Origin of the sequence: Arsenophonus apicola (assembly GCF_020268605.1) — a bacterium.
In the GTDB taxonomy this organism is placed as follows: domain Bacteria; phylum Pseudomonadota; class Gammaproteobacteria; order Enterobacterales; family Enterobacteriaceae; genus Arsenophonus; species Arsenophonus apicola.
This window is the reverse complement of sequence record NZ_CP084223.1, coordinates 21,829-47,235: the sequence shown is the minus strand read 5'-3', so window position 1 is coordinate 47,235 and position 25,407 is coordinate 21,829. Positions and strand designations below refer to the sequence as shown.

The following is a 25,407-nucleotide window of genomic DNA, read 5'->3' as shown; positions in this document are numbered from 1 at the left end:
AGCGAGCTATGTCCGTATTCTGGGAGAGCATTGATGCCACGACGACAAATACTGAGCAGTGATGAAAAGAACGTTTACTGGTTGTACCTGATGATGACATCCTGCTTCAGCACGAATATGTTTTTTAAATGAGCAAGATCTGATTCTCATTAAAAAACATCGAAGACCCCCTAACCGTTTAGGCTTTGCAATTTTACTCTGTTATCTACGAGGGCTGGGTTTTACCCCAGATAAAAATGCGCTTCCCCACGATGGTATTCTATCCAGAGTGGCAGAGAGATTGAAACTCAATCCTGATTTATGGCAAAAGTACGCTGCTAGAGAGGAAACCCGTTGGGAGCACCTTGCCGAGCTCTATCGCTATTTACAATTAGTGCCATTCAGTAAGCCTTTGCAAAAAATGTGCATTAGTCATTTATATCCTCATGCTATGCGAACCGACAAAGGTTTGATCCTTGCTGAAGAGATGCTCATCTGGCTACATAATAATAATGTTATCTTCCCTTCCATTGATGTGGTTGAGAGGACCCTTGCTGAAGCCACGACAATTGCGGATAGAGCAGTGTTTACAGCACTGACAACGCAACTGGAACCACAACATAAAACAGCCTTAGATAATCTGTTGATCTCAGGGGATGAACAACTAAGCCGTCTTGCTTGGCTGCTTCAACCTCCGGGGAAAATTAATGGTAAAAATGTGTTGCAGCATATTGATAGATTAAATGCTATTGAGGGATTGGCTTTACCTGAAGGTATTTCGCTTTCCGTTCACCAAAACCGACTGCTCAAATTGGCTCGAGAAGGTAGAAAAATGAATAGCAGGGATCTGGCTAAATTCTCCGAGACACGTCGTTACGCCATGTTGGTTTGTGTTATCTCAGAAGCAAGGGCCACACTGACTGATGAAATTATCGAATTACATGAACGTATCTTGGGCAGTTTATTCAGTAGAGCAAAGCGTACACAGGCCGAACGACTTCAAAAAACAGGAAAACTCATTCAGAGTAAGTTAAAGCAATATCTTACCGTTGGGCAGGCTCTGCTAAATGCACGAGAATCAGGGGATGATCCTTGGACTGCAATAGAAGGCGTACTTCCTTGGCCAGAATTTGTCGCCAGTCTGGAAGAAACACAGTTTTTAGCCCGAAAGGATAATTTTGAGCCTCTTAATCTGATCACCGAAAAATACAGTACGTTGCGTAAATATGCCCCCCGTATGTTATCAGCATTGCAATTCAAGGCAACTCCTACAGCGCTGTCACTTAGTGAAGCGCTTGAGACCCTATAAAGAAATATACCGAAAACAACTCCGAAAGGTGCCGCCATCCGCGCCCATAAATTTTATCCCTGAAAACTGGAAAAATTGGTCATAACCCCTCGGGGATTGACCGAAAATACTATGAGTTTTGTGTCCTTAATGAGCTAAAAGGCGCATTAAGATCGGGTGATATCTGGGTAAAGGGGTCGCGACGCTACCAGAATTTTGACGATTATCTTATTCCTTCCGCTGATTTTGAAAAATTACTCAAAGAGACTCAGTTACCACTCGCCATTCCAACAGATTGCCAAAAATACCTTAGCTCACGTATGGCGCTGTTATCATCACGTCTGGAAGAAGTGAATGCGATGGCGATTGCGGGAGATTTGCATGATGTTGATATATCAGAAAATGGTGTAAAAGTAACGCCACTTGATGACAGCGTTCCTTCAGACGTTTCTCCTTTGCTGACCTCGTTTATGCCATGTTACCTCGCCCAAAAATCACTGAAATATTAGATGAAGTGGACGGTTGGAGTGGATTTACCCACCACTTTACTCACCTCAAAAATAATCACGTCAGACCCAAAACAAAAAAGTTGTTACTGACGACTATCCTTGCAGATGGTATCAATTTGGGGATAACGAAAATGGCTCAGTCCTGCCCAGGAACAACAAAATCATCACTCGAAGGTATTCAAGCTTGGTACATCAGAGATGAAACTTATTCAGCTGCACTTGCTGAGCTGGTGAATACCCAAAAAAAGAGCCCGCTGGCAGCCGTGTGGGGAAATGGTACAACGTCATCATCTGACGGGCAAAATTTTCGGGTTGGAAGTCATGGTCGATATGCAGGACATGTAAATCTAAAATACGGCCCAGAGCCTGGTGTGCAGATTTATACTCATATCTCAGATCAATACAGCCCATTTTATACTCAAGTCATTAGCAGAGTAAGAGATTCTACCCATGTACTTGATGGCTTGTTGTATCACGAAAGTGAATTGGAAATTACAGAGCATTATACCGATACAGCTGGTTTCACTGAGCATGTCTTCGCACTTATGCATTTATTGGGATTTGCATTCTGCCCTCGGATCAGGGATCTTCCTGAAAAGAAACTATTTATCAAAGGGAAAGCAAAACAATACCCGGGCTACAGTCGCTGATATCCTCGACGAGTCTGGATATCCGGGAAATTGAAAAACATTGGCATGAGGTACTTCGGCTGGCAACCTCGATTAAACAGGGAACAGTCACTGCGTCGCTAATGTTAAAAAAATTGGCGAGTTATCCCAAACAAAATGGTCTGGCAAAAGCATTACGGGAAATCGGTCGTATCGAACGAACGCTGTTTATGCTGGATTGGTTTTGCGATCCTGAGCTACGTCGTCGAGTGCAAGCAGGTTTAAATAAGGGTGAAGCTCGCAATGCCCTAGCACGAGCCATTTTTATGCACCGGTTAGGCGAAATCAGAGATCGAGGTCTGGAAAATCAAAGCTATCGTGCCTGTGGGTTAACATTGTTAACAGCGGCGATTACGTTGTGGAATACCGTATATATAGAAAGAGCTATCGAATCTTTAAAACGAAAAGGAATTCAGATTCATGAGGCATTAATTTCTCATTTATCCCCTCTAGGTTGGGAGCATATCAATCTAAGTGGTGATTATATCTGGCGGAATAATCTAAAGTTGGGCTCAGGTAAATACCGTCCGTTGCGTGCAGTTAATATAGGTCGGTACAAAAAATAAGCTTAGCGTAGGATATTTTCCGTTTTCCAAGCTGACCCCTACCAATGCAGATTCATCTTCCCTATTGACGTTTGATTAGGAGAAAAGAATGGGATATTTTTCGGATGACCTATTTGATATTACCTTCACCGAAGAAATTGAGCAAAGCCAGGAATGGGATAATTTCTTGCTAAGCGTTAAACAGCGAATGCCAAAAATCACTAAAATTTTTGTTAAATGTTACCGTGGGTGCACGGCTATTACTGAGGTTATTATTCATTACAGCGACGAAAAAATATTACTTGTAACAATTTTTTCAGATGATTTAAATTTCTCGCCAGTTTCTGACGAGGACATTAAGGCGAATCACAAGCAAGTATCATTACCGAACGCTGCTGATGTACTTATATTTATCACTAAACTTGCTCAGCAGTTTAAGTTAGCACCTTCCTTGGTGTCTGAACCTGATTCATCGGATTTTTTAGTTTTTAATTCAAAATAGATAGCTAATTGTCTCAGTGAGGATATCTTAAGATTGATCTCGTTAAATTTGGGGTTTTCCGAAATTTCAGGATTAAGCAAAAATATTTTGAAATATCTCACATTAGGTGTTTTGAGCACTTCATCAATATAGTGGCTAAATCTTCCTCTTTCCATCTTAACCTCCAAATTCCCCTCCCACCTTATGTCGGTGGGAGTACCCTTTGGAGGTTAAGATGGACACAATGCGTCCTAACTCCTGACAGTAAGCAAACAATACTTTCAATTTCATCTTTCACGCCTTTAAAAGTTAAAACAAAAGGATATACCATGCGAGCGATTTTTCCCGCTGCGCCATTTTTCTTGGCGCTGGCATTATCTGGCTGCGCCAGTGTTGACCGCATTAATCAAAATCTCCAGCGCAGTGATGATATCAGCGCGCAGGCAAAACAGCACATTAAGCAACTGACCAGTCCACAGTCGGTGATGCGCGAAACACCTCGGCAATGGGTGGATACTACTCCTATTAACGTGCGTGCGGTGACCAAAAGAACGACACCGCCTTGCAATATCACCCTTCATCGTCAGGGCGCAATCAGTTTGCATGAGGTTTCTGAGCGCATCACCCGCGTTTGTCGTATTCCGGTTTCTATCACCCCCGATGCGTTAACATTAATCGGGGGCGTTGGGGGTGGCCAGACCCAGCAAATCAAAGGGGATATTCCGCTGCCGGATGCTAATGGCATGCTCCCGCTTTCTGCAATAGGCTCACCCGCAGCGTCGCCACCGATGACCGGCGGTGCCACCTTGAAGGAGATTCACTGGCAGGGGACGTTGGCCGGTCTTTTGGATACGATAGTCAGTCGTCTGGGCGTATCGTGGCGCTATGACTCAGGAAAGATTGTTATCTACGCGTTGGAAACGCGGTCATTTACTCTGAACTTCATGGACTCGCAGACTGAATATCAGTCGAAAGTCGTCAGTGGCACCACCTCAAAATCCGGTAATAGTGGTGGACAGGGCGGCAATTCGATTGCCGGCGATACAAATACCTCACAATCCACCTCTACCTTGATTAAATCGTCGCTCTATGCGGATTTACAAGGGGCAGTGAAATCGATGCTCACGCCCGGACTAGGGCGGATGTTTCTTTCTGCGGGCAACCTGACCGTCACCGATGTCCCGCGCGTTTTGGATACCGTTGAGCAGTTTGTTGCCGAGCGCAATCAAACGCTCGACAGGCAGGTCATTTTGAATGTGGAAGTATTAAGTGTTGAAAAGCATCAAAAAGACCAGCTAGGACTTGATTGGGCAGCGGTTTTTAATACCGGCAAACTTGGGTTAACCCTAACCCAATCGTTTGGTTCAGTAGCCGGAAATATCATGACCGGCGGTATTTCGCTGGTTGATGGTCAGCTTGCCGGCTCCAAAGCCTTTATCAAAGCGTTGTCAGAGCAGGCGAAAGTGAGTGTCGTGACCCAACAGTCTTCAACGACCACCAACCTGTCTCCCGTGGCGATGCAGGTGGCTGAGCAGGAAGACTATGTGGCACAGGTCACAACGCAATCGACCGCCAATGTGGGCAATGCGACATCAATACAACCGGCCACAATCACCACCGGCTTCAATATTAACATGCTGCCGAATATCATGAGCGACAATCAGCATTTGCTCCTGCAATTTGCAATCAACCTTTCTGAGCCACCGACAAGGCGCACCTTCACCTCTGGTGAGAGTTCCGTTGAACTTTTAAATACCCAGCTAAAAACTTTTAATCAGCGCGTGAAGATGAAAACCGGGCAGACGCTTATCTTGTCCGGCTTTCAGCAAACCGGCCGCAAAGGCAGCCAACAAGGTGTTGGCCAACCGTGGTTCTTTGGCTTAGGCGGCGGCAAAACAGCCGATGAGCGTGATAAGTTGTTAGTGGTGTTAATCACCCCGGTTTTACTGTGAGGTCGACCATGCAGAAAAAAACGCAATTCGCTATCACGCCAATTTTGCGAGGGAACACCGTTTTTGTTGCAGGTATTGACTGGGTCCCTGCCCCATTGCGCGCCTTTAAAAAGCCAAAAGCACAAGCCCGCCGGCGGGGTGCGACGCATGTTGTCAGTTATCGCTACCGTGACCGTGAAAAAAACCTGAAAGTGTTGCTGGGTATGATGAACTGGCGTCCACTGCACTTACCAAAATCAGTAAAAGAAGGATTTGCACTGTCATTGTTGATTGTGCAAAAACTGAAAACGAGCGGCTTTGTCATCATAGCTATTGAGGAAAAAAACTACCTTTTTGTCAGTTTTCTTGAGGGTGTTTTGACCAATGATGTGGTGGGCGACAGGCATACTATCGAAAAGATGCAGAAAAACTTTCTGCAACTTAATAGTGAGCCAGAGACAGGCTGGCAGATTTTTGCACCAGAAGACTGGCAAATCCCCAATAGCACCCCTTTTGATTTGGACGCATTCATTTGCAAAGGGGGGTTCCCAGCTAGCGCGCGGTTTAAAACCACCTCTCGCCGAGGTGTTTTTTTGGGTATTACGGCGCTTTTGATTTTACTCGCCACCGGACATTGGGGCTTCCGCAGCTATCAGGCGCAAAAAGCAGCCTTGCACCAGGCAGAAATCAGAAAGACATTGCTTGCCCAACAGCAAGCGCAATCAACTTCAACCACCCCTTGGCAAGAAATGCCCCGGGTAAAAGCGTTCATCCAACGCTGTGGAGCGCAGTGGCAAGCGCTGCCATTATCGCTGGCCGGTTGGCGATTTACTGAGGCCCAATGTAGCCAGGACGGAACAATTCGTTTTGCTTACACCCGTGTGCCAGGGACTACGGTCGGTGATTTTGCCGAGCGCGTCAAACAGCATTTTCCGAAATCCCAGCCGTATTTTAACTTACCGCAGGAAGGGGACATTGGGGGCTTTTCGCAACCGGTCAAATTTCAGATGGTGAAAGATACACGGGCGTTGCCGGATAGGGATAGTCAAATCCAGCGCTTAACGACCTTTGCCCAACGCATGCGTCTTAATCTCAATCTTCAGGAGCCGGAAGCGTCAAATGAAGCGCTGACTTCATCGTGGCAACGTTTTCCCTTTACGTTGGAAACCCCTATCACCCCCATTTTGTTATTTGACGCACTCGACGATGTGGGATTGCGATTGCAGTCTCTGACCATCCGCCTCAGTCAGGGGCGTCTGCTTTACCGAATTGAAGGAGCATTGTATGCCAATGATTAAATATGTGCAGTTTTTTGCGATATGGGGGTTAAGTGGTGCACTCTTTGCGCAAACACCCTCTACGCTCACCTCACCCCAAAAATTACCGATGTTCGATATCGAAGAATACACCGTGAAGCATCTGGAGCAGCTGCAGGCAGAAACCATTTTGCTAGAAGCGAAAGCCGCGCGGGCAAAAATACAACGGGAGCTTCAAGACAGTGGGGTGAATGTGCAAATATCGAAATCACGCGCAATTGAAGGCGTGAAGGCCTCCCCCAACACACTGTTGCCAAAAGTAGAAGAAATATACGGCAGTGGCAAGCAACTGACCGCCAGACTGATTTTTGCTAATGGAAAAACCACTGAACTTCATCACGGTGAGCGGGTTCTCGATACGTCTTTTTGGATTGAATCCATTACCCCACACGCGGTCATCGTCGGGGATGGAAACGAAAAACGCCTGCTGGGATTTTATTAAAGGAGTAACCCCTTATGTTAAGTACCCTTCCACCGCCCGATGCAGAGATTGCCCGTTTTGTGCGGGTGAAATCTGGAGAAGACGGGCTGATTGATGTTTTTGTGGCAGAAAACTTTGGCGGGAATTTTGACGTTCAACGCTATGTCGGTCAACTGGAAAAACAGTATCCGGGTTTAATTCGTCTGGCGATTGTTTCCCTCGACGAGATGAATCAAGTTGCTATTACGCTACCAAGTGACGTAACTAGTCACAGCGTTAATCAGCAACGGGTATTAAATTACTTTCGAAAGGCAATCGCGCTATCCGCCTCTGACCTGCATTTTACCATTGGCCGAGATGGCAGTGAATTCTGTTTTGTTGAGGCCAGAGTCCACGGTGAATTACAACGGCTGGATTGTATCAACAAGGAAGAGGGGATGGCGCTGGCGTCCACTATTATTCTGTCGATGTGTGACGTCACCGAGAAGCAGTTTTACCCCAATCTTCATCAGGATGGCCGGATTGCCGAGCGCTTTTTAAAGCCACTGGGGATATTTGGCGCCCGCTATGCGCATATGCCCTCGGTCTGTGGGCTGTATGTGGTGATGCGTTTGATTAAAGATGACGGCGACAACGTACCGGACTTTGAAACCTTAGGCTTTCTGCCAGAGCAAGTCAAGGTTTTGAAACGGATTTTGCGGCGCCCTGAAGGCGTAATGATTTTATCGGGGCCAACCGGCTCAGGAAAATCGACGACGTTACGCACCGCGGCATCAACGTATCTTTCAATGTGGCGTTGTGTCAACAAGTTGCCGACAAGACGGTTGTTAACCATTGAAGACCCACCCGAAGGGCGTATCTACGGCGCAATCCAGACGCCGATTATTGCGGACAAGAAAAATACCGAAGAAATCAAGCGCGCTTGGCTGCTCTCGATGGCTTACGCACTGCGCTGCGACCCAGACGCCATCTTAAACGGCGAAATCCGCGATTTGGAATCGGCCATCACCGCATTAAAAGCAGCGATGACAGGGCATCTATTGATGACGACCCTACACGCCAATGATGCGTTAAGTATCCTGGAAAGACTGGAAATAGAAGGGGTATCCGCCCGACTGATTGCAGACCCGCAACTGTTTGTTGGACTCATTAGTCAACGCCTGGTACAACGCTTATGTCCGCACTGCAAAGTGCCCTATCAGCAGGTAGCCGGGCAGCTTGAGGAGGACGATCGCTTGCTGATTGAACACCAATGCCAGCCTGAAAAGGTGTTTATGCGAAAATATGAAGGATGCGAGTATTGTCAATCCGGGATTGTCGGGCGCATTGTGGTAGCGGAAGTATTATCCCCGGATGCGCAATTTTTTGAGCTGTATCGGACAAAGGGAAAGCTGGCTGCAAAAACCTACTGGCATCGAACATTAGGCGGTATCACCCGCAATCAGCACCTGTTGCACTACATTCATGCGGGAGAAGTTGACCCACTGGCGGCGCATTTTATCTGTCCGATTGATGAAGATAGTTATACGTTGCTGCCCGAATAAAGAGGAGGATGTCAACGCAGTCGTTTGCTAGCAAGTTTATAAACTTCACTATGCTCACGTTTTCCAACGGCAACAACTGCAATGATTAACTCATCCTTGATGATTTGGTAAACAAGTCTGAAGCCAGATGATCTGAGTTTAATTTTATAGCAATTTTGCATTCCTTTCAGCCTGGCTGCTGGAATATGCGGATTCTCAGCGCATTTCTTCAACTTCCTGGCGAATTGCTGTTGAATGGAACGATCAAGACTGTTCCATTCTTTAAGTGCATCAGTTCTGAACTTAACTTTATGGATCATAAATAACGATCCAGATTGACATCATGCAATGTTTGCTCTGCACGCTCTTTGACCAGGTTTGCTAATTCCTGGTCATCAATAAACTCTAACATTTGTTCATATAACTCGGCAGGAATGCAGTAAAACGCAGGTTGATTACGATTCAAAATTGCAACCGGATACCCATCTCCTGAATTAACTGTTGCCATTGGGTTTGTTTTCAATTCAGTAATGCTAGCCGTTGTTGTACTAAGAATGGTTGTTGGCATAAAAACCTCACTAAGAAACCTATTTATAGGTTTTATTTTAACATTAAAAAACTTATTAACAAGTCTTTTTTATGGGGTCAGCATGTTTTCTTCTTTACCTTTTACAGGCATCCAACCTCACCTCAAAACGATGCTTCGCAGGATTTACCAAAAAACCTTCACAGCCAAAGACCGTATCGCTTTTTATGACCAGCTGGCGTTTTTGCTGGATAACAACAAATCGTTGCAGCAAGCCTTTCTTGATATGCGAAGCGTGGTCACCGATTTTGGTCGCAAGCATCATCCCTTTGCAGTGCTGTTGACCGATTGCCTATCGGCGCTGGATGAGGGGCAGGGGGCATTTGAACTGGTGTTACTGGATTGGCTACCTGTTTCGGAGGCGACCTTGATTAACTCGGGCATGTTATCGGGCAACCTGTCTGCGGCGTTGCGGCGTGCGGGTGAGATAGTCGCGGGGAAAAAAAGGATGGTTACCGCCTTGCTTGGCGCGTTAACCTATCCGCTTTTTTTGCTGGGGCTAATTGGGCTGATGATGAACATGGTCTGTGAAAAGTTCATCCCGAAGCTGGCCGGTCTCGTACCCAGAGAAAAGTGGACAGGTGCGTTAAATTATTTAGCACTGCTTTCTGAGTTTGTCGTGGATTTTAAGTGGCTGCTGCTTATGGGGGGGACTTGCGGTGCTATGGCTTGTTGTCTGGTCAATGGGGAATTGGGTTAACCGGAAGGTGGCCGAGAACATTCCCCCCTGGTCAATTTACCGCGCAATTCATGGGGTTTACTTTTTGCTGAACATCGCCGCGCTGTTAAAGGTGAATATTCCGGTGATACAAGCGGTCAGTATGCTCGCTGAAACCGCAAGTCCCTGGCTGGAAAGACGCATTCAGGAAACCATTAATCGAATGCGCCAAGGTGACCACCTTGGACTAGCATTAAAAAACACCGACTATAACTTCCCCTCTCGTGACTGTGTTAACCAGATGCTGCTACTGACCGAAGGCGTGGGTGCTGAGGATAACCTTGAGCATTATGCGAAAAGGTGGCTTGTTCAGACGATAGCGCAAGTGAAGAAAATCGCCCTTTTGCTCACCGCCTTCTGTTTTTTAATGGTGTTTGGGTTTATGGCGCTGATGGTTTTTGCCAGCAATGACCTGAGCACGCTGGTTAACCAGATGCATTAACAATATCAATTCTATTTTACTATTTTGAGGTAATTATGAACAATAAAAGAAATATTCATCGCGGCTTTGTGACGTTGGAGATTTTAGGTGGACTGGCGGTACTCGCGGTGATTATTGTCCTTGCAGTTGGCGCGGTATCCAAGATGTTTAACAAAAGCACGTTGAATGACGAAATTGCCAATGTGCAGTCATTAGCGACCCAAACGCGCGGGATGTTAAAAACCAAAGGGGAGTATGCCTTTACCAGTGGGGTTAAAATGACAGGAACATTGATTCAGTTTGGTGGCGTCCCTTCTGGGATGACGATAAACGGGGAGAAATCAAAAGGGGATGCCAAAATGACGAACGGCTGGGGCGGTGAGGTGATTGTTGCGCCTGAAAAGGTGCAAGGTTCACAGAACAATAAAGGATTCTCCATCACCTACAAGAATGTGCCACAAGAAGCGTGTAGCGTGATGGCAACAAAACTCAGTAGCAGCACACTGTTAAACGAGGTCTCTATCTCTGGCAGCAACAATGTTGGCGTGGTGACCGCAGAGAAAGCCGCCACCCAGTGCAAACCCGATAATGGCTCAAACGGCGTCAATACCCTCATTTTTAAATCGAATAATTAACGCAATCTTCCTCTTTTAAACTTTTTGTCACCGATCATGCAAAACTGATCCACTAACGATCATCTAAAACTGATCCACTTGGTATTATTCGCACATTTTTGTACGGGTAATTTATGTTAACCAAGGAGATATTTGTGGATATTCATGTTCGCTTTGCTCAAGGACAAAGCCTTCGAAAAATTGCCAGTGAATTGGGCATTTCGCGTAACACCGTAAAACATCATTTACAACAACAGACAATGCCAACTTACGCTAAAAGAAGTCAACCACCGACTAAATTAGCACCGTTTAAAACTTACTTGCTTCAGCGAATTGAACTGGCTAAACCTGATTGGATCCCTGCAACAGTCTTATTTGATGAGATAGTTGAAAGCGGCTATCAAGGTGGTATTGCTCAATTACGCCGATTTGTTTGTCAATTTAAACCAAACATTATTCCTGAAGCTGTCGTCCGTTTTGAAACACAGCCAGGTCAACAAATGCAAATAGACTTCACCAGCATACGGCGAGGTAAAAAATCTCTGAAAGCGTTTGTTGCAACGCTAGGCTATTCGCGTGCGAGTTATGTAAAGTTCTTTGATAATGAACGAGCAGAATCGTGGCAACAAGGTTTACGAGAAGCTTTCGACTACTTTGGTGGTGTACCACAGGAAGTATTGTGTGATAACGCAAAATCCCTCATCATCGAACGGGATGCTTATGCAGAAGGTGAACATAAATTACATGTTGAAATGCTTCAAATGTCGAAAGATTACGGCTTTAAATTGAAGGCTTGCAAACCCTACAGGGCAAAAACGAAAGGGAAAGTAGAGCGCTTTAACCACTATTTAAAAAACAGCTTTATCGTGCCATTAAATACCAACCTTCGTGCTCATAATCTTGAACTGGATATTGAGATAGCTAATGCAAAAGTAGGTCCATGGTTACAACGCGTTGCCCATCAGCGGATTCATGGAACAACGTTAGAGAAGCCAGCAGACAGACTAGCTAAGGAGGTTAAGTATCTTCTACCCTTACCAGCAAGGGTTTGCCAATCTATCCCGCAGACTAATACGCTTAATATCCGTATCGTACCGCCCCTTGAATCTGTCAGTTTGCAGCACTCAATCAGCGTATACGAAGCATTGCTGGGAGGTGAACATGTTATTGCATGAACAAATTGAACACCTGTGTGAGTCATTGAAATTAAATTCTATTCCGACTCATTGGTCATCACTTGCCGAACAATGCATTGCCCAAGACAAAAGCTACGGAGAGTTTTTACTGTCCCTATTAAAATGTGAGCAACAACAACGAGATGAACGAACTCGTAATCTTTTGAGTCGGATGGCAGGATTCCCAGCACATAAAGAACTTAATACGTTCGATTTTAAGTTTGCAACGGGGATCCCCAAACAACACATACAGGAATTAAGCGCATTAACTTTTATTGAACGTAATGAAAATATCGTGTTGCTTGGCCCAAGCGGTGTAGGCAAAACCCATTTAGCTATTGGGTTAGGATTAAAAGCAGTACAGGCCAAGAAGAAAACCCGTTTTACCACGGCAGCTGAACTGATGTTGCAACTCTCAACTGCCAAACGACAAAATAAGCTCAAACAATATCTATCACGTTCGGTGACGGCACCAAAATTGTTGATTATCGATGAGATTGGATACCTGCCGTTTGGGCGAGAAGAAGCAAACCTGTTTTTCAATGTGATTGCCAAGCGTTATGAGCATGGCAGTGTCATATTGACGAGTAACCTATCATTTGGGCAATGGCCAAGTGCTTTTGCTGATGACGCAACATTAACTGCCGCTATGCTTGATCGTTTACTTCATCATTCGCATGTACTGCAATTAAGCGGTGAAAGCTACCGATTGAAAGATAAGCGGCGCTCAGGAGCAATAACTGAGTAAAACAGTGGATCAATTTTGATTGATCGGATTTAGCTAAAAAGTGGATCAGTTTTCGGTGATCGTTGACATTTTTAACGCCTTTTAATGCAGAAGGGGTGGGGTTACTTTTTCTGCATTCAGGGAGTAGATATCGTGAAAATGATGACCTTTTGGCTTGCAATATGTTTAAGCAGGACGGCACAGGCATTTTGTTTTAATGAAGCAGGCGCGTTATATCAAATTGACCCAAAACTGCTCAAGGTGATTGCCCAGCAGGAAAGCAGTCTGTCTGCGAAAGCTGTCAATCACAATCGCGACAAGCAGGGACGTGTATTGAGCGTGGATTACGGGCTAATGCAGGTGAATTCGGTGCATATCCCAAAGCTTAAAAAGCTGGGCATCATCACAGACTATCAGGATTTGCTCAGCAAACCTTGTCTTAACGTGAAAATTGGCGCGTGGATACTGGCACAACATCTTCAACGATGTGGGGTTAACTGGAACTGTCTTGGCTCATACAATGCCGGCTTTCACCCACGAAGCCAACACAAACGTCTACGCTATGCCAAATTGATTTACCAAAGGTATGTTCAGCACTGAAAATTATGTATTTTTCTATTAATTCAGTTGCAAATCACCAATCCTATTTTCTCGAAGACCCATTGGTCGGTTGGTTTATATGTTATATTTGGAAGGGTATTACTAATACAAATATTTTTTTCTTCCTCATAGGTAAATCCGTCATTACAAGCAATAACATTTCCTGAAAGGAACAAACTTAAATAAGTTGCTAATGTCAACCTTTTCAAGGCGTCAACTCCGCGTGAATTCGTTTAATCAATTTTGATTTACTAAGGTATTTTCAGTGATGTCACTCCTTCTTTTAAGTATTTTCCTGCAGGGCGCCGCCGTTGTCACCGCAAAACACTTTCTCGACAAATATCAGGAGCAACCCCTTTCAACCCTCGGTAATTTCCTTCCGGTGATAGGGGGTGTTTTTACGCTACTGTCTTTTATGTCTGCACTCGGTTGTCCCACTATAACGCATACCCTGTTTTCGTTAATATTTTACGCGTTTTTGGCCTTATTTTTCTATCTGGATGCGGCGAGTCGTTGTCTACCTCGCTGTTTCACGCTGGCGTTTGGGTTAATCGGCATCAGCTTTCGTTTTCTGTTATACCAAGAGACTGTATTACTCGCCCTACTGTCGGCGTTAAGTGTTTTTGGTATGCTGTGGGGACTGCGAACCCTTACTTTTCGTCAAGATGGCCACGCAAAGTTTGGCTTGGGTGATATCTACCTGATGGCGGGATTGGGGGTGTGGCTTTCCTTGACTATTGTCCTTTGGGTCATTATAGGCGCCGTCTTTTTGGCAGGGTTTGTTTTACTGGTTAGAAGATTAAGGTATCCAAAACGGTGGCAGCAGGATGACGACTTTCGCTACCTTCCCTTTGCTCCGTTTTTGTGTTCAGTGGTCGCGTTTTATGCGCTAAATAGCGATGTTACTTTAAATTACTGGTTCTTCCTGTAAAACTTGTGTTATAAGATTTTTATTATGTTTCTCAAAGCAGTAACAGATTAAATAATAATGAAAATAACCCACACGCCGATTAGTTATCCATCCTATTTAAATGAAGACAAAAACAAAACAGAAAAGGATGAGAATAATCCTGCTAACACCCCCTCATCTTATGAAGTAGCCCCAGAAAAATCCGATGAAGAAAGCAGAGGGAATACCGGGTTTCAGCCTGATTATTTATTGCATCAGCAGCGGCAAAAAGAAAGAATACTCAGTACAGTCGATAATCAGAAAAAAAGAGTAAAACGGGGGGCGGATGACGTTATCGTGGTAAGGGCATCGCCGGTAACCCTCTTAAATCCGTTAAGCGGTTTTTCCAGTCTGGAAAATTTATATCCAACATTTGGTAATCCCGCGTTTGATTATGCTATAAAACAAGAAGCTTTCATGAAGGGGAAGTTAAATGAAGAAGAAAATCATGCCCGCACTTTACTTAAAAAGCCTAATTCATTAGCCATCATCGGTAACTCAGCTCAAATAGCACCGGTTTTGTCTTCTGCTGGTGCCGGCAGTTTGGTATTGACCAACCCTTCAGGCGTTTCGTTACTCAACCAATTTACTAATGCGATAAATACGCTTAACGCATCGGCTTCTCGTCTGTTATCAAGTGCAGCAGCTAACCTTGCGCCATTAAGTGCGGCAGCGGACACTGCCGCGATGGCGGTATCAAGAGGGTTTGTGGTAGCCTCTATTCTTTATCCACCTAAAGCGGGAGAAGGCAGTGATTTAGCACAAGGCAAAACCCTTGACCAGTTCCTCTCTTTCTATCCCTGCAAAACAATTGGCCTTAACGATAAACAACAACTTCACCAGGCCACCACCACCGGTGAAATCGCCTTACCGGTAAGGGGTCGTCTTGTGATGTCCAATGATAAGGTTGAGGTGATGGCAGTGAGACCGCAGAATGCTACCCCGGTTAAAGTCATCTCAGCGGTAAAAGATGCTGCCAGCGGATTATATGTTCATTCTCTGCCAAAGACGAATGCCCAATCCGCAAGCATTCAGGTTGTGACCGCGCCCTCTATAACATCTTCACTGGAGGGGCAGCCACCTTTAGTATCTTCCTTACCTCGGACGCCCGTTTCTGTTCGCTCACCGTTTTCAGACGCCACCCAAATTTCTGCATCAGGCGCCATCCCTTTCAGGATGCTATTTTAGTTTATCCAGAAGCAGCAAACATGGAGCCGGTGTATGTTATGTATGGCGCGCGCAGTCAAAACACCATCGAGCAGGCGCAAAAAGGGTTAGCAATTGCCAATCAGTCGCTAGATACGATTAACAGACAATATCAAACTGAACTTGCAGCACTAAACCGACTTAAAGCAACACCAGAAGGTAGGACGTTATCTAATCCCGCAAAATACCCATTAACCTATCAACAATCATCCCAACAGCTTTCAAAGACACAGCGAATAATTGCCATTAAAGATAAATCTCTCGTTGATATTTTGCTTGGAAAAGGAATAAGCGCCTACTCCACTGAGGTAATGAAAAGAGAAAACAGTAAAGCTTCATTTAACAACGTGCCGGCGATTGTTATTACCAAAGATGCTTATGAAAATCTCGGACGACGTTTATTGGATACTAATAAAAAAATAAGCCAACAGACAACAAGACTGCAAACGTTCACAACCTCCAGACAGCAGGCGCAAGCACGTATAACGGCTGCTGAAGCTAAACTTAAAATGAGTTAAACCAACTTTTAACCGCGAATCAAGGCATAAAGTCCCCAATAACCCGTATTATCCGCCGCCGGCCACACAATTACTGACCGATTATTTAGGTTTACAGGCAAGCCCTGCTAAAACCCCACTTGATGATGGCGTGAGTCAAAACCCCGCTGGACAAATACCACAGGGATACGATTTATGAGTGGAACTCCCTTAACGGCAGCCTGGAAACCTATAAGCCGGGTCATTGGGAAACAGAAATAGGCAAGGGTGGCAAGGAGGCGCGGGTCTGGGTAGTAGAAAGCGTTATTAACCCCGCCACCGGACTGTATGGTATTACCTTACCTGATGAACAGGGCAACCAGGGAAGAACAATATTAATCAGCCCCATTAACGCCCCAGGTACTCAAGGACTGGGACCATTACTGCACCCTGAAAACAACAGGTGGTAATACTTAACACCGGTAACAACCAACCTGTCAAAACCCCCATTGTCAGGGTTTATCCTAATCTCATTCCGCCTGATGTCGAAACACCGGTCACCGTGCCTCCCCTTGAAAACGGTTATCAACCCCTTTATGTGATGTTTAATAATCATTATGGAGAAACTAACGCCAAAGGAAAATATAGTGGTCGATACTTCCACACAGATAGAGCGGGAGGGCCTATTCTTAATTTGGACTGGCGTACTGCAATTATTGACCAGGCTGGCATAAATAAGGTTAAGCTGCACACTAGTCGCTTTGGTGATGCCCCTGAAAATAGAGTAATGATAGATAGATTAGAAAAAATTTCACAAGGGAAAATGCAGGCGACTGATATCGATAAACGATTCTATACTCATGAAATTAGAGAATTGGAGCGCTACAGGAATCTTGGAATTAAGGATGGAGAGATCCCCCAAAATAAATTTGAGGTTTGGAATAACACCCATACAGCAACGCTAGAAGACTATAGAATTAATGAGAAAATGCAACCATTGTATACCCCAGACGCTATCGAGGCGTCTCGTGAAGCTGAGGAGTATAAGTGATGTTAGATATTGAAAGTATTTACAAAAATGAAAGCGTTGAAGATGTGCTATTATATTTTGCCCTACGCACACCATATCCAACTATTGATAGGATGTATACTAATTATAAGTTTGATGTTATTTCAAATGGCATCTTATTAAGGACATATTTACGATTAATACGCGAAAAAAAATTAGTAGAAGGTGAAAAGTATCTCGCCGAAAAAGGCCCTAATTGGAAAGAGCCAAAGTTTGTTACTGAAAAAAAATACGGTATAAAATAACCCAATCACTGGGAGACAGAAACAGGTAAAGGCGGCAAGGGGCGCGAGCCTGGGTAGTAGAAAGCGTTATTAACCCTGCCACCGGACTGTATGGTATTACCTTACCTGATGAACAGGGCAACCAGGGAAGAACAATATTAATCAGCCCCATTAACGCCCCAGGTACTCAAGGACTGGGACCATTACTGCACCCTGAAAAACAACAGGTGGTAATACTTAACACCGGTAACAACCAACCTGTCAAAACCCCCATTGTCAGGGTTTATCCTAATCTCATTCCGCCTGATGTCGAAACACCGGTCACCGTGCCTCCCCTTGAAAACGGTTATCAACCCCTTTATGTGATGTTTAGTAAAATAAGAGAGGGTGTCAAAGCCGCAGGACACGATTACCATAAACCGCCTAGTACAGATGAAATTACAGGGTTTTCTGATCTTAAAAGACAACAACCACAAACACCTAAACAAGGTGGGAGTGGTAAAAGAAATCGTTGGATAGACTCTAAAGGCCGAAGAATATATGAATGGGATTCACAGCATGGTGAGCTAGAAGGTTACAGAGCTAGTGATGGGCAACATATTGGTAGTTTTGATTACAAAACTGGAATGCAAACAAAACCCTCGGTGCCAGGACGAAACATTAAGAAATATCTATAAGGTGATATCATGGGATTAAAATTAAATTTATCATGGTTTGATAAATCAACAAAAGAGTTCGTTGGTGAAAAATACTCCGAAGATTTAGGGGAGAATGGTTCTATTATTGAATTACTAGGTCTAACAATAAAAGATAATATTAATAATGGAGTGTTTGATGTTCAAAATCAATGGGTTAGGTTTCTACAACCCTATTTTACTGAACTTATTGAAATAAAAAAATATAATTATTTTATTTCTTTCGATTACGCTGATGAATGGCCAGATAATAATAAACAAACGTAGTTTTATTGTTTAATAATAATGCAGAAAGATTTAATATCTTGCCTTGTCTCGAAAGGAAAATCCGTTGATAAATCAGATCAACGTTTTCAAGTTGAATTGAGGGAATATTTATTTTATGCGTTATAATACAATGCCGTTTACCTCGGCTATTTGTTGGCTTTCTTTTTGGATAGGATCAATATTAATTGGCGCATCGTGGCTTTATGCCAGACTCCAGGAGAAAGCTTTTTTAGTGGGTTTATCTAAAGGATTCTTGAATGTCACTTCACCAGATAGTACGGTGGTTTCATTGTTATGAACTCATATAAAAAATTAAAAAAAACTCTATTTATGATATTTTATTGTATTTACATTTATATTGTTGAGTTGTTAATGATAAGCATGAAATACTGATAATGATTATTATTTATTTCCGAAGGATCAATTATGAAATCATTATTCAAAGTACTTATTATATTAGCATTGCCTGGATTCAGCTCTCCTTCCTTAGCTATTGATAATGACAATGATAAATATATACCCGCTTCAAAAATAGATTTTTTTACAGATAAAATTAATGGAAAAACAAGAGTGTGTTGGAACCATCCGAACAAAAATGCTTATTGTATAAATGAAACAAGTGAAGGATTAATTACTGTTCCTTACAAGGATACACACTAACTCAATTCCAACTAAATACACCTCTTCTTAAGATGAAGAGCGGATAGTTTGCGGTAAAGTACAGGGAACTACGTTAAGGCATTCTATGCTCTTTCATGTAGCTAAACAACGCTCTTCTTGGGTCTGCCTGCAAAAGGGAAAATATCCTACCCCAAGGCTATTTTTAAACAGCAGTTGTTTGCTGTTTTACCTATTGTGCTCTGGGTCATTATAGGTGCTGTCTTTTTGGCGGGGTTTGTTTTGCTAGCAAGAAGATTAGGGTATCCAAAACGGTGGCAGCAGGATGACGACTTTCGCTACCTTCCCTTTGCTCCGTTTTTGTGTTCAGTGGTCGCGTTTTATGCGCTAAATAGAGATGTTACTTTAAATTACTGGTTCTTCCTGTAAAACTTGTGTTATAAGATTTTTATTATGTTTCTCAAAGCAGTAACAGATTAAATAATAATGAAAATAACCCACACGCCGATTAGTTATCCATCCTATTTAAATGAAGACAAAAACAAAACAGAAAAGGATGAGAATAATCCTGCTAACACCCCCTCATCTTATGAAGTAGCCCCAGAAAAATCCGATGAAGAAAGCAGAGGGAATACCGGGTTTCAGCCTGATTATTTATTGCATCAGCAGCGGCAAAAAGAAAGAATACTCAGTACAGTCGATAATCAGAAAAAAAGAGTAAAACGGGGGGCGGATGACGTTATCGTGGTAAGGGCATCGCCGGTAACCCCCTTAAATCCGTTAAGCGGTTTTTCCAGTCTGGAAAATTTATATCCAACATTTGGTAATCCCGCGTTTGATTATGCTATAAAACAAGAAGCTTTCATGAAGGGGAAGTTAAATGAAGAAGAAAATCATGCCCGCACTTTACTTAAAAAGCCTAATTCATTAGCCATCATCGGTAACTCAGCTCAAATAGCACCGGTTTTGTCTTCTGCTGGTGCCGGCAGTTTGGTATTAGCCAACCCTTCAGGCGTTTCGTTACTCAACCAATTTACTAATGCGATAAATACGCTTAACGCATCGGCTTCTCGTCTGTTATCAAGTGCAGCAGCTAACCTTGCGCCATTAAGTGCGGCAGCGGACACAGCCGCGATGGCGGTATCAAGAGGATTTGTGGTGGCCTCTATTCTTTATCCACCTAAAGCGGGAGAAGGCAGTGATTTAGCACAAGGCAAAACCCTTGACCAGTTCCTCTCTCTTTCTATCCCTGCAAAAACAATTGGCCTTAACGATAAACAACAACTTCACCAGGCCACCACCACCGGTGAAATCGCCTTACCGGTAAGGGGTCGTCTTGTTATGTCCAATGATAAGGTTGAGGTGATGGCAGTGAGACCGCAGAATGCTACCCCGGTTAAAGTCATCTCAGCGGTAAAAGATGCTGCCAGCGGATTATATGTTCATTCTCTGCCAAAGACGAATGCCCAATCCGCAAGCATTCAGGTTGTGACCGCGCCCTCAATAACATCTTCATTGGAGGGGCAGCCACCTTTAGTATCTTCCTTACCTCGCACGCCCGTTTCTGTTCGCTCACCGTTTTCAGACGCCACCCAAATTTCTGCATCAGGCGCCATCCCTTTTCAGGATGCTATTTTAGTTTATCCAGAAGCAGCAAACATGGAGCCGGTGTATGTTATGTATGGCGCGCGCAGTCAAAACACTATCGAGCAGGCGCAAAAAGGATTAGCAATTGCCAATCAGTCGCTCGCGACCCTTAACAGACAATATCAAACTGAACTTGCGGCGCTAAACAAACTTAAAGCAACACCAGAAGGTAGGACGTTATCTAATCCCGCAAAATACCCATTAACCTATCAACAATCATCCCAACAGCTTTCAAAGACACAGCGAATAATTGCCATTAAAGATAAATCTCTCGTTGATATTTTGCTTGGAAAAGGAATAAGCGCCTACTCCACTGAGGTAATGAAAAGAGAAAACAGTAAAGCTTCATTTAACAACGTGCCGGGGATTGTTATTACCAAAGATGCTTATGAAAATCTCGGACGACGTTTATTGGATACTAATAAAAAAATAAGCCAACAGACAACAAGACTGCAAACGTTCGCATCCTCCAGACAGCAGGCGCAAGCACGCATAAGGGCTGCTGAAGCTAAACTTAAAAATGAATTAAACCAACTTTTAACCACGAATCAAGGCATAAAGTCCCCCAATAACCCGTATTATCCGCCGCCGGCCACACAATTACTGACCGATTATTTAGGTTTACAGGCAAGCCCTGCTAAAACCCCACTTGATGATGGCGTGAGTCAAAAACCCCGCTGGACAAATACCACAGGGGATACGATTTATGAGTGGAACTCCCTTAACGGCAGCCTGGAAACCTATAAGCCGGGTCATTGGGAAACAGAAATAGGCAAGGGTGGCAAGGAGGCGCGGGTCTGGGTAGTAGAAAGCGTTATTAACCCCGCCACCGGACTGTATGGTATTACCTTACCTGATGAACAGGGCAACCAGGGAAGAACAATATTAATCAGCCCCATTAACGCCCCAGGTACTCAAGGACTGGGACCATTACTGCACCCTGAAAACAACAGGTGGTAATACTTAACACCGGTAACAACCAACCTGTCAAAACCCCCATTGTCAGGGTTTATCCTAATCTCATTCCGCCTGATGTCGAAACACCGGTCACCGTGCCTCCCCTTGAAAACGGTTATCAACCCCTTTATGTGATGTTTAGTAAAATAAGAGAGGGTGTCAAGTCCGCAGGACACGATTACCATAAACCGCCTAGTACAGATGAAATTACAGGTTTTTCTGGGCTTAATGATGAAAAACCTAAAACTCCAAGGCAAGGCGGTTCAGGAGAAAGGCGACGTTGGATGGACTCAAAGGGCCGAAGAATATATGAATGGGACTATCAACACGGTGAGCTAGAAGGTTACAGAGCCAGTGATGGGCAGCATATTGGTAGTTTTGATTACAAAACCGGAATACAAACAAAACCCCCTGTACCTGGGCGAAACATCAAGAAATATCTATAAGGTGATATTATGGGATTAAAGTTACGTTTATCATGGTTTGAAAAAATTGGCGATAATATTATAGGGAAAGAATACTCAACTGATTTAGGAGAAGATGGAGCTGTTATTGAACTATTAGGGCTACCAATCAAAGGCACAGTAAATAATGGCGAATTTCGTATCAAACCAGAATGGGTTGATATTCTTCAGCCATATTTCAAACATAAAATAAAATACGACTATTATGACTATTTTGTTTCTTTCGATTACGCTGATGACTGGCCAGATAATAATTAACAAACGTAGTTTTATTGTTTAATAATAATGCAAAAAGATTTAATATCTTGCCTTATCTAGAAAGTGTGAACCGCTGATAAATCAGGACAGCGGCTTCAAGTTGTATTAAGGGAGTATTTATTTGATGCGTTATATTACAATGCCGTTTACCTCGGCTATTTGTTGGCTTTCTTTTTGGATAGGGTCAATATTAATTGGCGCCTCGTGGCTTTATGCCAGACTCCAGGAAAAAGCGTTTTTAGTGGGTTTAGCTAAAGGATTCATGAATGTTACTTCACCAGATAGTACGGTGGCTTTATTGTTATCAATAGGGGTTGCGTTAATTGTTATAGGCTTTATTTTTGTACCATTGCATTATTGCACTGTTTACGCTATCGCTTTTGTTAAAGTATTAACTCGAGTACCCATTCGGATATAAAACAAAAACAGAAGGTTAATCTGACACTTTATCTTTACAAAATTTAAGTATCAGATTAACAGATTGTTATAGCTAACAATAGATTACGATTCCTAAATGGAGTCCTCAAACTTAGGTTTTGATTCTGGAACCGGGACAAAATTCCCATTTTGATCTAAACAAATATCTTTACCTTTTTCATCAATCCCACAAAGTATTTTAATCGTGCTTTCAAATGGTTCTTCCGTTGCAAATGAGAAAGAACTACCCCAACAAAATATTAAAATAGTTAAAGCCTTAAATAATAATTTCATAATTAGTTCTCCATAATGATTATTTATTACAATGCGCTAATCTTATCTGGCCTTTACGAATATGATTGGGATTATAACCCCGATGGCGATTTCCGCCATTTGCCCTTGCCCCTTTTTGTGTTCAGTGGCGGCATTGATATATTTGTACTCTGACTCCTCCTTGCACTAAAGGAGGAGGTTTCTAGAGGGCTTCAAGGATAATAACAGATATCTTTATACATCAACTCTTTGCATTGTGTCAACGATCACCGAAAACTGATCCACTTTTTAGCTAAATCCGATCAATCAAAATTGATCCACTGTTTTACTCAGTTATTGCTCCTGAGCGCCGCTTATCTTTCAATCGGTAGCTTTCACCGCTTAATTGCAGTACATGCGAATGATGAAGTAAACGATCAAGCATAGCGGCAGTTAATGTTGCGTCATCAGCAAAAGCACTTGGCCATTGCCCAAATGATAGGTTACTCGTCAATATGACACTGCCATGCTCATAACGCTTGGCAATCACATTGAAAAACAGGTTTGCTTCTTCTCGCCCAAACGGCAGGTATCCAATCTCATCGATAATCAACAATTTTGGTGCCGTCACCGAACGTGATAGATATTGTTTGAGCTTATTTTGTCGTTTGGCAGTTGAGAGTTGCAACATCAGTTCAGCTGCCGTGGTAAAACGGGTTTTCTTCTTGGCCTGTACTGCTTTTAATCCTAACCCAATAGCTAAATGGGTTTTGCCTACACCGCTTGGGCCAAGCAACACGATATTTTCATTACGTTCAATAAAAGTTAATGCGCTTAATTCCTGTATGTGTTGTTTGGGGATCCCCGTTGCAAACTTAAAATCGAACGTATTAAGTTCTTTATGTGCTGGGAATCCTGCCATCCGACTCAAAAGATTACGAGTTCGTTCATCTCGTTGTTGTTGCTCACATTTTAATAGGGACAGTAAAACTCTCCGTAGCTTTTGTCTTGGGCAATGCATTGTTCGGCAAGTGATGACCAATGAGTCGGAATAGAATTTAATTTCAATGACTCACACAGGTGTTCAATTTGTTCATGCAATAACATGTTCACCTCCCAGCAATGCTTCGTATACGCTGATTGAGTGCTGCAAACTGACAGATTCAAGGGGCGGTACGATACGGATATTAAGCGTATTAGTCTGCGGGATAGATTGGCAAACCCTTGCTGGTAAGGGTAGAAGATACTTAACCTCCTTAGCTAGTCTGTCTGCTGGCTTCTCTAACGTTGTTCCATGAATCCGCTGATGGGCAACGCGTTGTAACCATGGACCTACTTTTGCATTAGCTATCTCAATATCCAGTTCAAGATTATGAGCACGAAGGTTGGTATTTAATGGCACGATAAAGCTGTTTTTTAAATAGTGGTTAAAGCGCTCTACTTTCCCTTTCGTTTTTTGCCCTGTAGGGTTTGCAAGCCTTCAATTTAAAGCCGTAATCTTTCGACATTTGAAGCATTTCAACATGTAATTTATGTTCACCTTCTGCATAAGCATCCCGTTCGATGATGAGGGATTTTGCGTTATCACACAATACTTCCTGTGGTACACCACCAAAGTAGTCGAAAGCTTCTCGTAAACCTTGTTGCCACGATTCTGCTCGTTCATTATCAAAGAACTTTACATAACTCGCACGCGAATAGCCTAGCGTTGCAACAAACGCTTTCAGAGATTTTTTACCTCGCCGTATGCTGGTGAAGTCTATTTGCATTTGTTGACCTGGCTGTGTTTCAAAACGGACGACAGCTTCAGGAATAATGTTTGGTTTAAATTGACAAACAAATCGGCGTAATTGAGCAATACCACCTTGATAGCCGCTTTCAACTATCTCATCAAATAAGACTGTTGCAGGGATCCAATCAGGTTTAGCCAGTTCAATTCGCTGAAGCAAGTAAGTTTTAAACGGTGCTAATTTAGTCGGTGGTTGACTTCTTTTAGCGTAAGTTGGCATTGTCTGTTGTTGTAAATGATGTTTTACGGTGTTACGCGAAATGCCCAATTCACTGGCAATTTTTCGAAGGCTTTGTCCTTGAGCAAAGCGAACATGAATATCCACAAATATCTCCTTGGTTAACATAAATTACCCGTACAAAAATGTGCGAATAATACCAAGTGGATCAGTTTTAGATGATCGTTAGTGGATCAGTTTTGCATGATCGGTGACACATTGTATAGGAATTCTCGCTGTAACGTTCGGATCTTTAGGGTCGATACATAGTTGTTTATCTTGGTCGTAAACAAAACCTTGTGGGCATGAATTATCAGCGCCTACAAATGATGTAAGAGTCAGGGTCAGTAAGAAGATTATACTTTTCATTTTATTCATCCGATTTATTTGCGTCATTATA

At 43.3% G+C, this 25,407-nt stretch carries 29 protein-coding genes and 4 pseudogenes; 27 read left to right on the top strand and 6 right to left on the bottom strand.

What is annotated here, in order from left to right; genetic code table 11:
* Window positions 1-33: 33 nt before the first annotated feature.
* The 6 genes and pseudogenes from LDL57_RS15830 (at window position 34) to LDL57_RS15805 (ending at window position 8,682) form a co-directional block, all read left to right on the top strand.
* Window positions 34-3,010 (top strand): annotated as a pseudogene (locus tag LDL57_RS15830) (Tn3 family transposase).
* Between the two features lie 88 nt (window positions 3,011-3,098).
* Window positions 3,099-3,491, top strand: coding sequence for a hypothetical protein (locus LDL57_RS15825; RefSeq protein ID WP_225507740.1), 393 nt, complete (start codon window positions 3,099-3,101; stop codon window positions 3,489-3,491).
* 308 nt (window positions 3,492-3,799) lie between these two features.
* Complete coding sequence (gene pilN, locus LDL57_RS15820) at window positions 3,800-5,422, top strand: PilN family type IVB pilus formation outer membrane protein (RefSeq protein ID WP_225507738.1); 1,623 nt, start codon at window positions 3,800-3,802, stop codon at window positions 5,420-5,422.
* Between the two features lie 8 nt (window positions 5,423-5,430).
* A complete protein-coding gene (gene pilO2 / locus LDL57_RS15815) occupies window positions 5,431-6,699 on the top strand; it encodes a type 4b pilus protein PilO2 (protein ID WP_225507737.1) in 1,269 nt (422 codons plus the stop codon).
* Complete coding sequence (pilP, locus tag LDL57_RS15810) at window positions 6,686-7,159, top strand: type IV pilus biogenesis protein PilP (RefSeq protein ID WP_180559007.1); 474 nt, start codon at window positions 6,686-6,688, stop codon at window positions 7,157-7,159. Before pilO2 ends, pilP begins: the two co-directional genes overlap by 14 nt.
* Before the next feature lie 14 nt (window positions 7,160-7,173).
* Window positions 7,174-8,682 carry a GspE/PulE family protein gene (locus LDL57_RS15805; RefSeq protein WP_180559006.1) on the top strand — a complete coding sequence of 503 codons (1,509 nt, stop codon included), beginning with the start codon at window positions 7,174-7,176 and terminating at the stop codon, window positions 8,680-8,682.
* 11 nt (window positions 8,683-8,693) lie between these two features.
* Here LDL57_RS15805 and LDL57_RS15800 read toward each other — a convergent pair whose 3' ends face one another.
* Window positions 8,694-8,981 (bottom strand): type II toxin-antitoxin system RelE family toxin, encoded by a 288-nt coding sequence (locus LDL57_RS15800; protein ID WP_180559005.1) that lies wholly within the window; start codon window positions 8,979-8,981, stop codon window positions 8,694-8,696.
* Complete coding sequence (locus tag LDL57_RS15795; protein ID WP_026824096.1) at window positions 8,978-9,229, bottom strand: type II toxin-antitoxin system Phd/YefM family antitoxin; 252 nt, start codon at window positions 9,227-9,229, stop codon at window positions 8,978-8,980. The genes LDL57_RS15800 and LDL57_RS15795 overlap by 4 nt, the downstream gene beginning before the upstream one ends.
* A gap of 82 nt (window positions 9,230-9,311) precedes the next feature.
* Between LDL57_RS15795 and LDL57_RS15790 the strand changes: the two genes are divergently transcribed.
* The 9 genes from LDL57_RS15790 to LDL57_RS15750 all read left to right on the top strand — a co-directional run bounded on the left by LDL57_RS15790 (window position 9,312) and on the right by LDL57_RS15750 (window position 16,175).
* Window positions 9,312-9,947 carry a type II secretion system F family protein gene (locus LDL57_RS15790; protein ID WP_225507735.1) on the top strand — a complete coding sequence of 212 codons (636 nt, stop codon included), beginning with the start codon at window positions 9,312-9,314 and terminating at the stop codon, window positions 9,945-9,947.
* 7 nt (window positions 9,948-9,954) lie between these two features.
* The gene (locus tag LDL57_RS15785) at window positions 9,955-10,407 is read left to right on the top strand and encodes a type II secretion system F family protein (protein WP_225507733.1); all 453 of its coding nucleotides are present in this window, start codon (window positions 9,955-9,957) and stop codon (window positions 10,405-10,407) included.
* Window positions 10,408-10,442: 35 nt separating this feature from the next.
* Window positions 10,443-11,021 carry a type 4 pilus major pilin gene (locus LDL57_RS15780; RefSeq protein ID WP_225507731.1) on the top strand — a complete coding sequence of 193 codons (579 nt, stop codon included), beginning with the start codon at window positions 10,443-10,445 and terminating at the stop codon, window positions 11,019-11,021.
* A 113-nt stretch (window positions 11,022-11,134) separates the two neighbouring features.
* Window positions 11,135-12,175 carry an IS21 family transposase gene (gene istA / locus LDL57_RS15775; protein ID WP_180559741.1) on the top strand — a complete coding sequence of 347 codons (1,041 nt, stop codon included), beginning with the start codon at window positions 11,135-11,137 and terminating at the stop codon, window positions 12,173-12,175.
* On the top strand, window positions 12,162-12,923 hold the full coding sequence (istB, locus tag LDL57_RS15770; protein WP_180559740.1) for an IS21-like element helper ATPase IstB: 762 nt from the start codon (window positions 12,162-12,164) through the stop codon (window positions 12,921-12,923). The genes istA (LDL57_RS15775) and istB (LDL57_RS15770) overlap by 14 nt, the downstream gene beginning before the upstream one ends.
* A 141-nt stretch (window positions 12,924-13,064) precedes the next feature.
* Entirely contained in the window at window positions 13,065-13,502 is a 438-nt protein-coding gene (locus tag LDL57_RS15765) for a lytic transglycosylase domain-containing protein (RefSeq protein ID WP_225507748.1), read from the top strand.
* A gap of 415 nt (window positions 13,503-13,917) precedes the next feature.
* Window positions 13,918-14,433: a prepilin peptidase gene (locus LDL57_RS15760; protein WP_225507729.1), complete on the top strand. Its 516-nt coding sequence runs from the start codon at window positions 13,918-13,920 to the stop codon at window positions 14,431-14,433.
* Window positions 14,434-14,490: 57 nt separating this feature from the next.
* Window positions 14,491-15,639 carry a hypothetical protein gene (locus LDL57_RS15755; protein ID WP_225507727.1) on the top strand — a complete coding sequence of 383 codons (1,149 nt, stop codon included), beginning with the start codon at window positions 14,491-14,493 and terminating at the stop codon, window positions 15,637-15,639.
* A 20-nt stretch (window positions 15,640-15,659) separates the two neighbouring features.
* Window positions 15,660-16,175, top strand: a complete 516-nt coding sequence (locus tag LDL57_RS15750; RefSeq protein WP_225507726.1) for a hypothetical protein — start codon at window positions 15,660-15,662, stop codon at window positions 16,173-16,175.
* Window positions 16,176-16,395: 220 nt separating this feature from the next.
* Here LDL57_RS15750 and LDL57_RS15745 read toward each other — a convergent pair whose 3' ends face one another.
* The gene (locus tag LDL57_RS15745; protein ID WP_225507724.1) at window positions 16,396-16,542 is read right to left on the bottom strand and encodes a hypothetical protein; all 147 of its coding nucleotides are present in this window, start codon (window positions 16,540-16,542) and stop codon (window positions 16,396-16,398) included.
* A gap of 54 nt (window positions 16,543-16,596) precedes the next feature.
* On the opposite strand from LDL57_RS15745, the gene LDL57_RS15740 reads away from it, so the two are divergent.
* From LDL57_RS15740 to LDL57_RS15690, 12 genes and pseudogenes are all read left to right on the top strand, one after another.
* Complete coding sequence (locus LDL57_RS15740; protein ID WP_225507722.1) at window positions 16,597-17,184, top strand: S-type pyocin domain-containing protein; 588 nt, start codon at window positions 16,597-16,599, stop codon at window positions 17,182-17,184.
* Window positions 17,184-17,447 (top strand): immunity protein, encoded by a 264-nt coding sequence (locus LDL57_RS15735; RefSeq protein ID WP_225507720.1) that lies wholly within the window; start codon window positions 17,184-17,186, stop codon window positions 17,445-17,447. The genes LDL57_RS15740 and LDL57_RS15735 overlap by 1 nt, the downstream gene beginning before the upstream one ends.
* 65 nt (window positions 17,448-17,512) lie before the next feature.
* Window positions 17,513-17,782: pseudogene (locus tag LDL57_RS17835) on the top strand (S-type pyocin domain-containing protein); the annotation flags it as partial.
* Window positions 17,783-17,791: 9 nt separating this feature from the next.
* Window positions 17,792-18,103, top strand: a complete 312-nt coding sequence (locus LDL57_RS17830; protein WP_255653928.1) for a colicin E3/pyocin S6 family cytotoxin — start codon at window positions 17,792-17,794, stop codon at window positions 18,101-18,103.
* Between the two features lie 9 nt (window positions 18,104-18,112).
* Entirely contained in the window at window positions 18,113-18,388 is a 276-nt protein-coding gene (locus LDL57_RS15725; protein WP_225507718.1) for a colicin E3-like toxin immunity protein, read from the top strand.
* Between the two features lie 115 nt (window positions 18,389-18,503).
* A complete protein-coding gene (locus LDL57_RS15720) occupies window positions 18,504-18,686 on the top strand; it encodes a hypothetical protein (protein WP_225507716.1) in 183 nt (60 codons plus the stop codon).
* A gap of 128 nt (window positions 18,687-18,814) precedes the next feature.
* Complete coding sequence (locus tag LDL57_RS15715) at window positions 18,815-19,048, top strand: hypothetical protein (RefSeq protein ID WP_225507714.1); 234 nt, start codon at window positions 18,815-18,817, stop codon at window positions 19,046-19,048.
* A 225-nt stretch (window positions 19,049-19,273) separates the two neighbouring features.
* Entirely contained in the window at window positions 19,274-19,435 is a 162-nt protein-coding gene (locus LDL57_RS15710) for a hypothetical protein (protein WP_225507712.1), read from the top strand.
* 57 nt (window positions 19,436-19,492) lie between these two features.
* Window positions 19,493-21,613, top strand: a complete 2,121-nt coding sequence (locus LDL57_RS15705; protein ID WP_225507710.1) for an S-type pyocin domain-containing protein — start codon at window positions 19,493-19,495, stop codon at window positions 21,611-21,613.
* On the top strand, window positions 21,607-22,056 hold the full coding sequence (locus LDL57_RS15700) for a colicin E3/pyocin S6 family cytotoxin (protein WP_225507709.1): 450 nt from the start codon (window positions 21,607-21,609) through the stop codon (window positions 22,054-22,056). The genes LDL57_RS15705 and LDL57_RS15700 overlap by 7 nt, the downstream gene beginning before the upstream one ends.
* A gap of 9 nt (window positions 22,057-22,065) precedes the next feature.
* Window positions 22,066-22,332 (top strand): colicin E3-like toxin immunity protein, encoded by a 267-nt coding sequence (locus tag LDL57_RS15695; RefSeq protein ID WP_225507707.1) that lies wholly within the window; start codon window positions 22,066-22,068, stop codon window positions 22,330-22,332.
* A 124-nt stretch (window positions 22,333-22,456) separates the two neighbouring features.
* Entirely contained in the window at window positions 22,457-22,750 is a 294-nt protein-coding gene (locus LDL57_RS15690) for a hypothetical protein (protein WP_225507705.1), read from the top strand.
* Between the two features lie 92 nt (window positions 22,751-22,842).
* On the opposite strand, the gene LDL57_RS15685 is transcribed toward LDL57_RS15690, so the two are convergent.
* From LDL57_RS15685 to istA (LDL57_RS15675), 3 genes and pseudogenes are all read right to left on the bottom strand, one after another.
* Window positions 22,843-23,043 carry a hypothetical protein gene (locus LDL57_RS15685; protein WP_225507703.1) on the bottom strand — a complete coding sequence of 67 codons (201 nt, stop codon included), beginning with the start codon at window positions 23,041-23,043 and terminating at the stop codon, window positions 22,843-22,845.
* Between the two features lie 304 nt (window positions 23,044-23,347).
* Window positions 23,348-24,108 (bottom strand): annotated as a pseudogene (gene istB, locus LDL57_RS15680) (IS21-like element helper ATPase IstB).
* Window positions 24,095-25,136 (bottom strand): annotated as a pseudogene (gene istA / locus LDL57_RS15675) (IS21 family transposase). Before istA (LDL57_RS15675) ends, istB (LDL57_RS15680) begins: the two co-directional pseudogenes overlap by 14 nt.
* Window positions 25,137-25,407: the final 271 nt, after the last annotated feature.

Coding starts and splice junctions, on each gene's coding strand:
- LDL57_RS15825 (WP_225507740.1), top strand. CDS start 3,099: ATGGGATATTTTTCGGATGACCTATTTGATATTACCTTCACCGAAGAA.
- pilN (WP_225507738.1), top strand. CDS start 3,800: ATGCGAGCGATTTTTCCCGCTGCGCCATTTTTCTTGGCGCTGGCATTA.
- pilO2 (WP_225507737.1), top strand. CDS start 5,431: ATGCAGAAAAAAACGCAATTCGCTATCACGCCAATTTTGCGAGGGAAC.
- pilP (WP_180559007.1), top strand. CDS start 6,686: ATGCCAATGATTAAATATGTGCAGTTTTTTGCGATATGGGGGTTAAGT.
- LDL57_RS15805 (WP_180559006.1), top strand. CDS start 7,174: ATGTTAAGTACCCTTCCACCGCCCGATGCAGAGATTGCCCGTTTTGTG.
- LDL57_RS15800 (WP_180559005.1), bottom strand. CDS start 8,981: ATGATCCATAAAGTTAAGTTCAGAACTGATGCACTTAAAGAATGGAAC.
- LDL57_RS15795 (WP_026824096.1), bottom strand. CDS start 9,229: ATGCCAACAACCATTCTTAGTACAACAACGGCTAGCATTACTGAATTG.
- LDL57_RS15790 (WP_225507735.1), top strand. CDS start 9,312: ATGTTTTCTTCTTTACCTTTTACAGGCATCCAACCTCACCTCAAAACG.
- LDL57_RS15780 (WP_225507731.1), top strand. CDS start 10,443: ATGAACAATAAAAGAAATATTCATCGCGGCTTTGTGACGTTGGAGATT.
- istA (WP_180559741.1), top strand. CDS start 11,135: ATGTTAACCAAGGAGATATTTGTGGATATTCATGTTCGCTTTGCTCAA.
- istB (WP_180559740.1), top strand. CDS start 12,162: ATGTTATTGCATGAACAAATTGAACACCTGTGTGAGTCATTGAAATTA.
- LDL57_RS15765 (WP_225507748.1), top strand. CDS start 13,065: ATGACCTTTTGGCTTGCAATATGTTTAAGCAGGACGGCACAGGCATTT.
- LDL57_RS15760 (WP_225507729.1), top strand. CDS start 13,918: ATGTCTGCACTCGGTTGTCCCACTATAACGCATACCCTGTTTTCGTTA.
- LDL57_RS15755 (WP_225507727.1), top strand. CDS start 14,491: ATGAAAATAACCCACACGCCGATTAGTTATCCATCCTATTTAAATGAA.
- LDL57_RS15750 (WP_225507726.1), top strand. CDS start 15,660: ATGGAGCCGGTGTATGTTATGTATGGCGCGCGCAGTCAAAACACCATC.
- LDL57_RS15745 (WP_225507724.1), bottom strand. CDS start 16,542: ATGGGGCTGATTAATATTGTTCTTCCCTGGTTGCCCTGTTCATCAGGT.
- LDL57_RS15735 (WP_225507720.1), top strand. CDS start 17,184: ATGTTAGATATTGAAAGTATTTACAAAAATGAAAGCGTTGAAGATGTG.
- LDL57_RS17830 (WP_255653928.1), top strand. CDS start 17,792: ATGTTTAGTAAAATAAGAGAGGGTGTCAAAGCCGCAGGACACGATTAC.
- LDL57_RS15725 (WP_225507718.1), top strand. CDS start 18,113: ATGGGATTAAAATTAAATTTATCATGGTTTGATAAATCAACAAAAGAG.
- LDL57_RS15720 (WP_225507716.1), top strand. CDS start 18,504: ATGCGTTATAATACAATGCCGTTTACCTCGGCTATTTGTTGGCTTTCT.
- LDL57_RS15715 (WP_225507714.1), top strand. CDS start 18,815: ATGAAATCATTATTCAAAGTACTTATTATATTAGCATTGCCTGGATTC.
- LDL57_RS15705 (WP_225507710.1), top strand. CDS start 19,493: ATGAAAATAACCCACACGCCGATTAGTTATCCATCCTATTTAAATGAA.
- LDL57_RS15695 (WP_225507707.1), top strand. CDS start 22,066: ATGGGATTAAAGTTACGTTTATCATGGTTTGAAAAAATTGGCGATAAT.
- LDL57_RS15690 (WP_225507705.1), top strand. CDS start 22,457: ATGCGTTATATTACAATGCCGTTTACCTCGGCTATTTGTTGGCTTTCT.
- LDL57_RS15685 (WP_225507703.1), bottom strand. CDS start 23,043: ATGAAATTATTATTTAAGGCTTTAACTATTTTAATATTTTGTTGGGGT.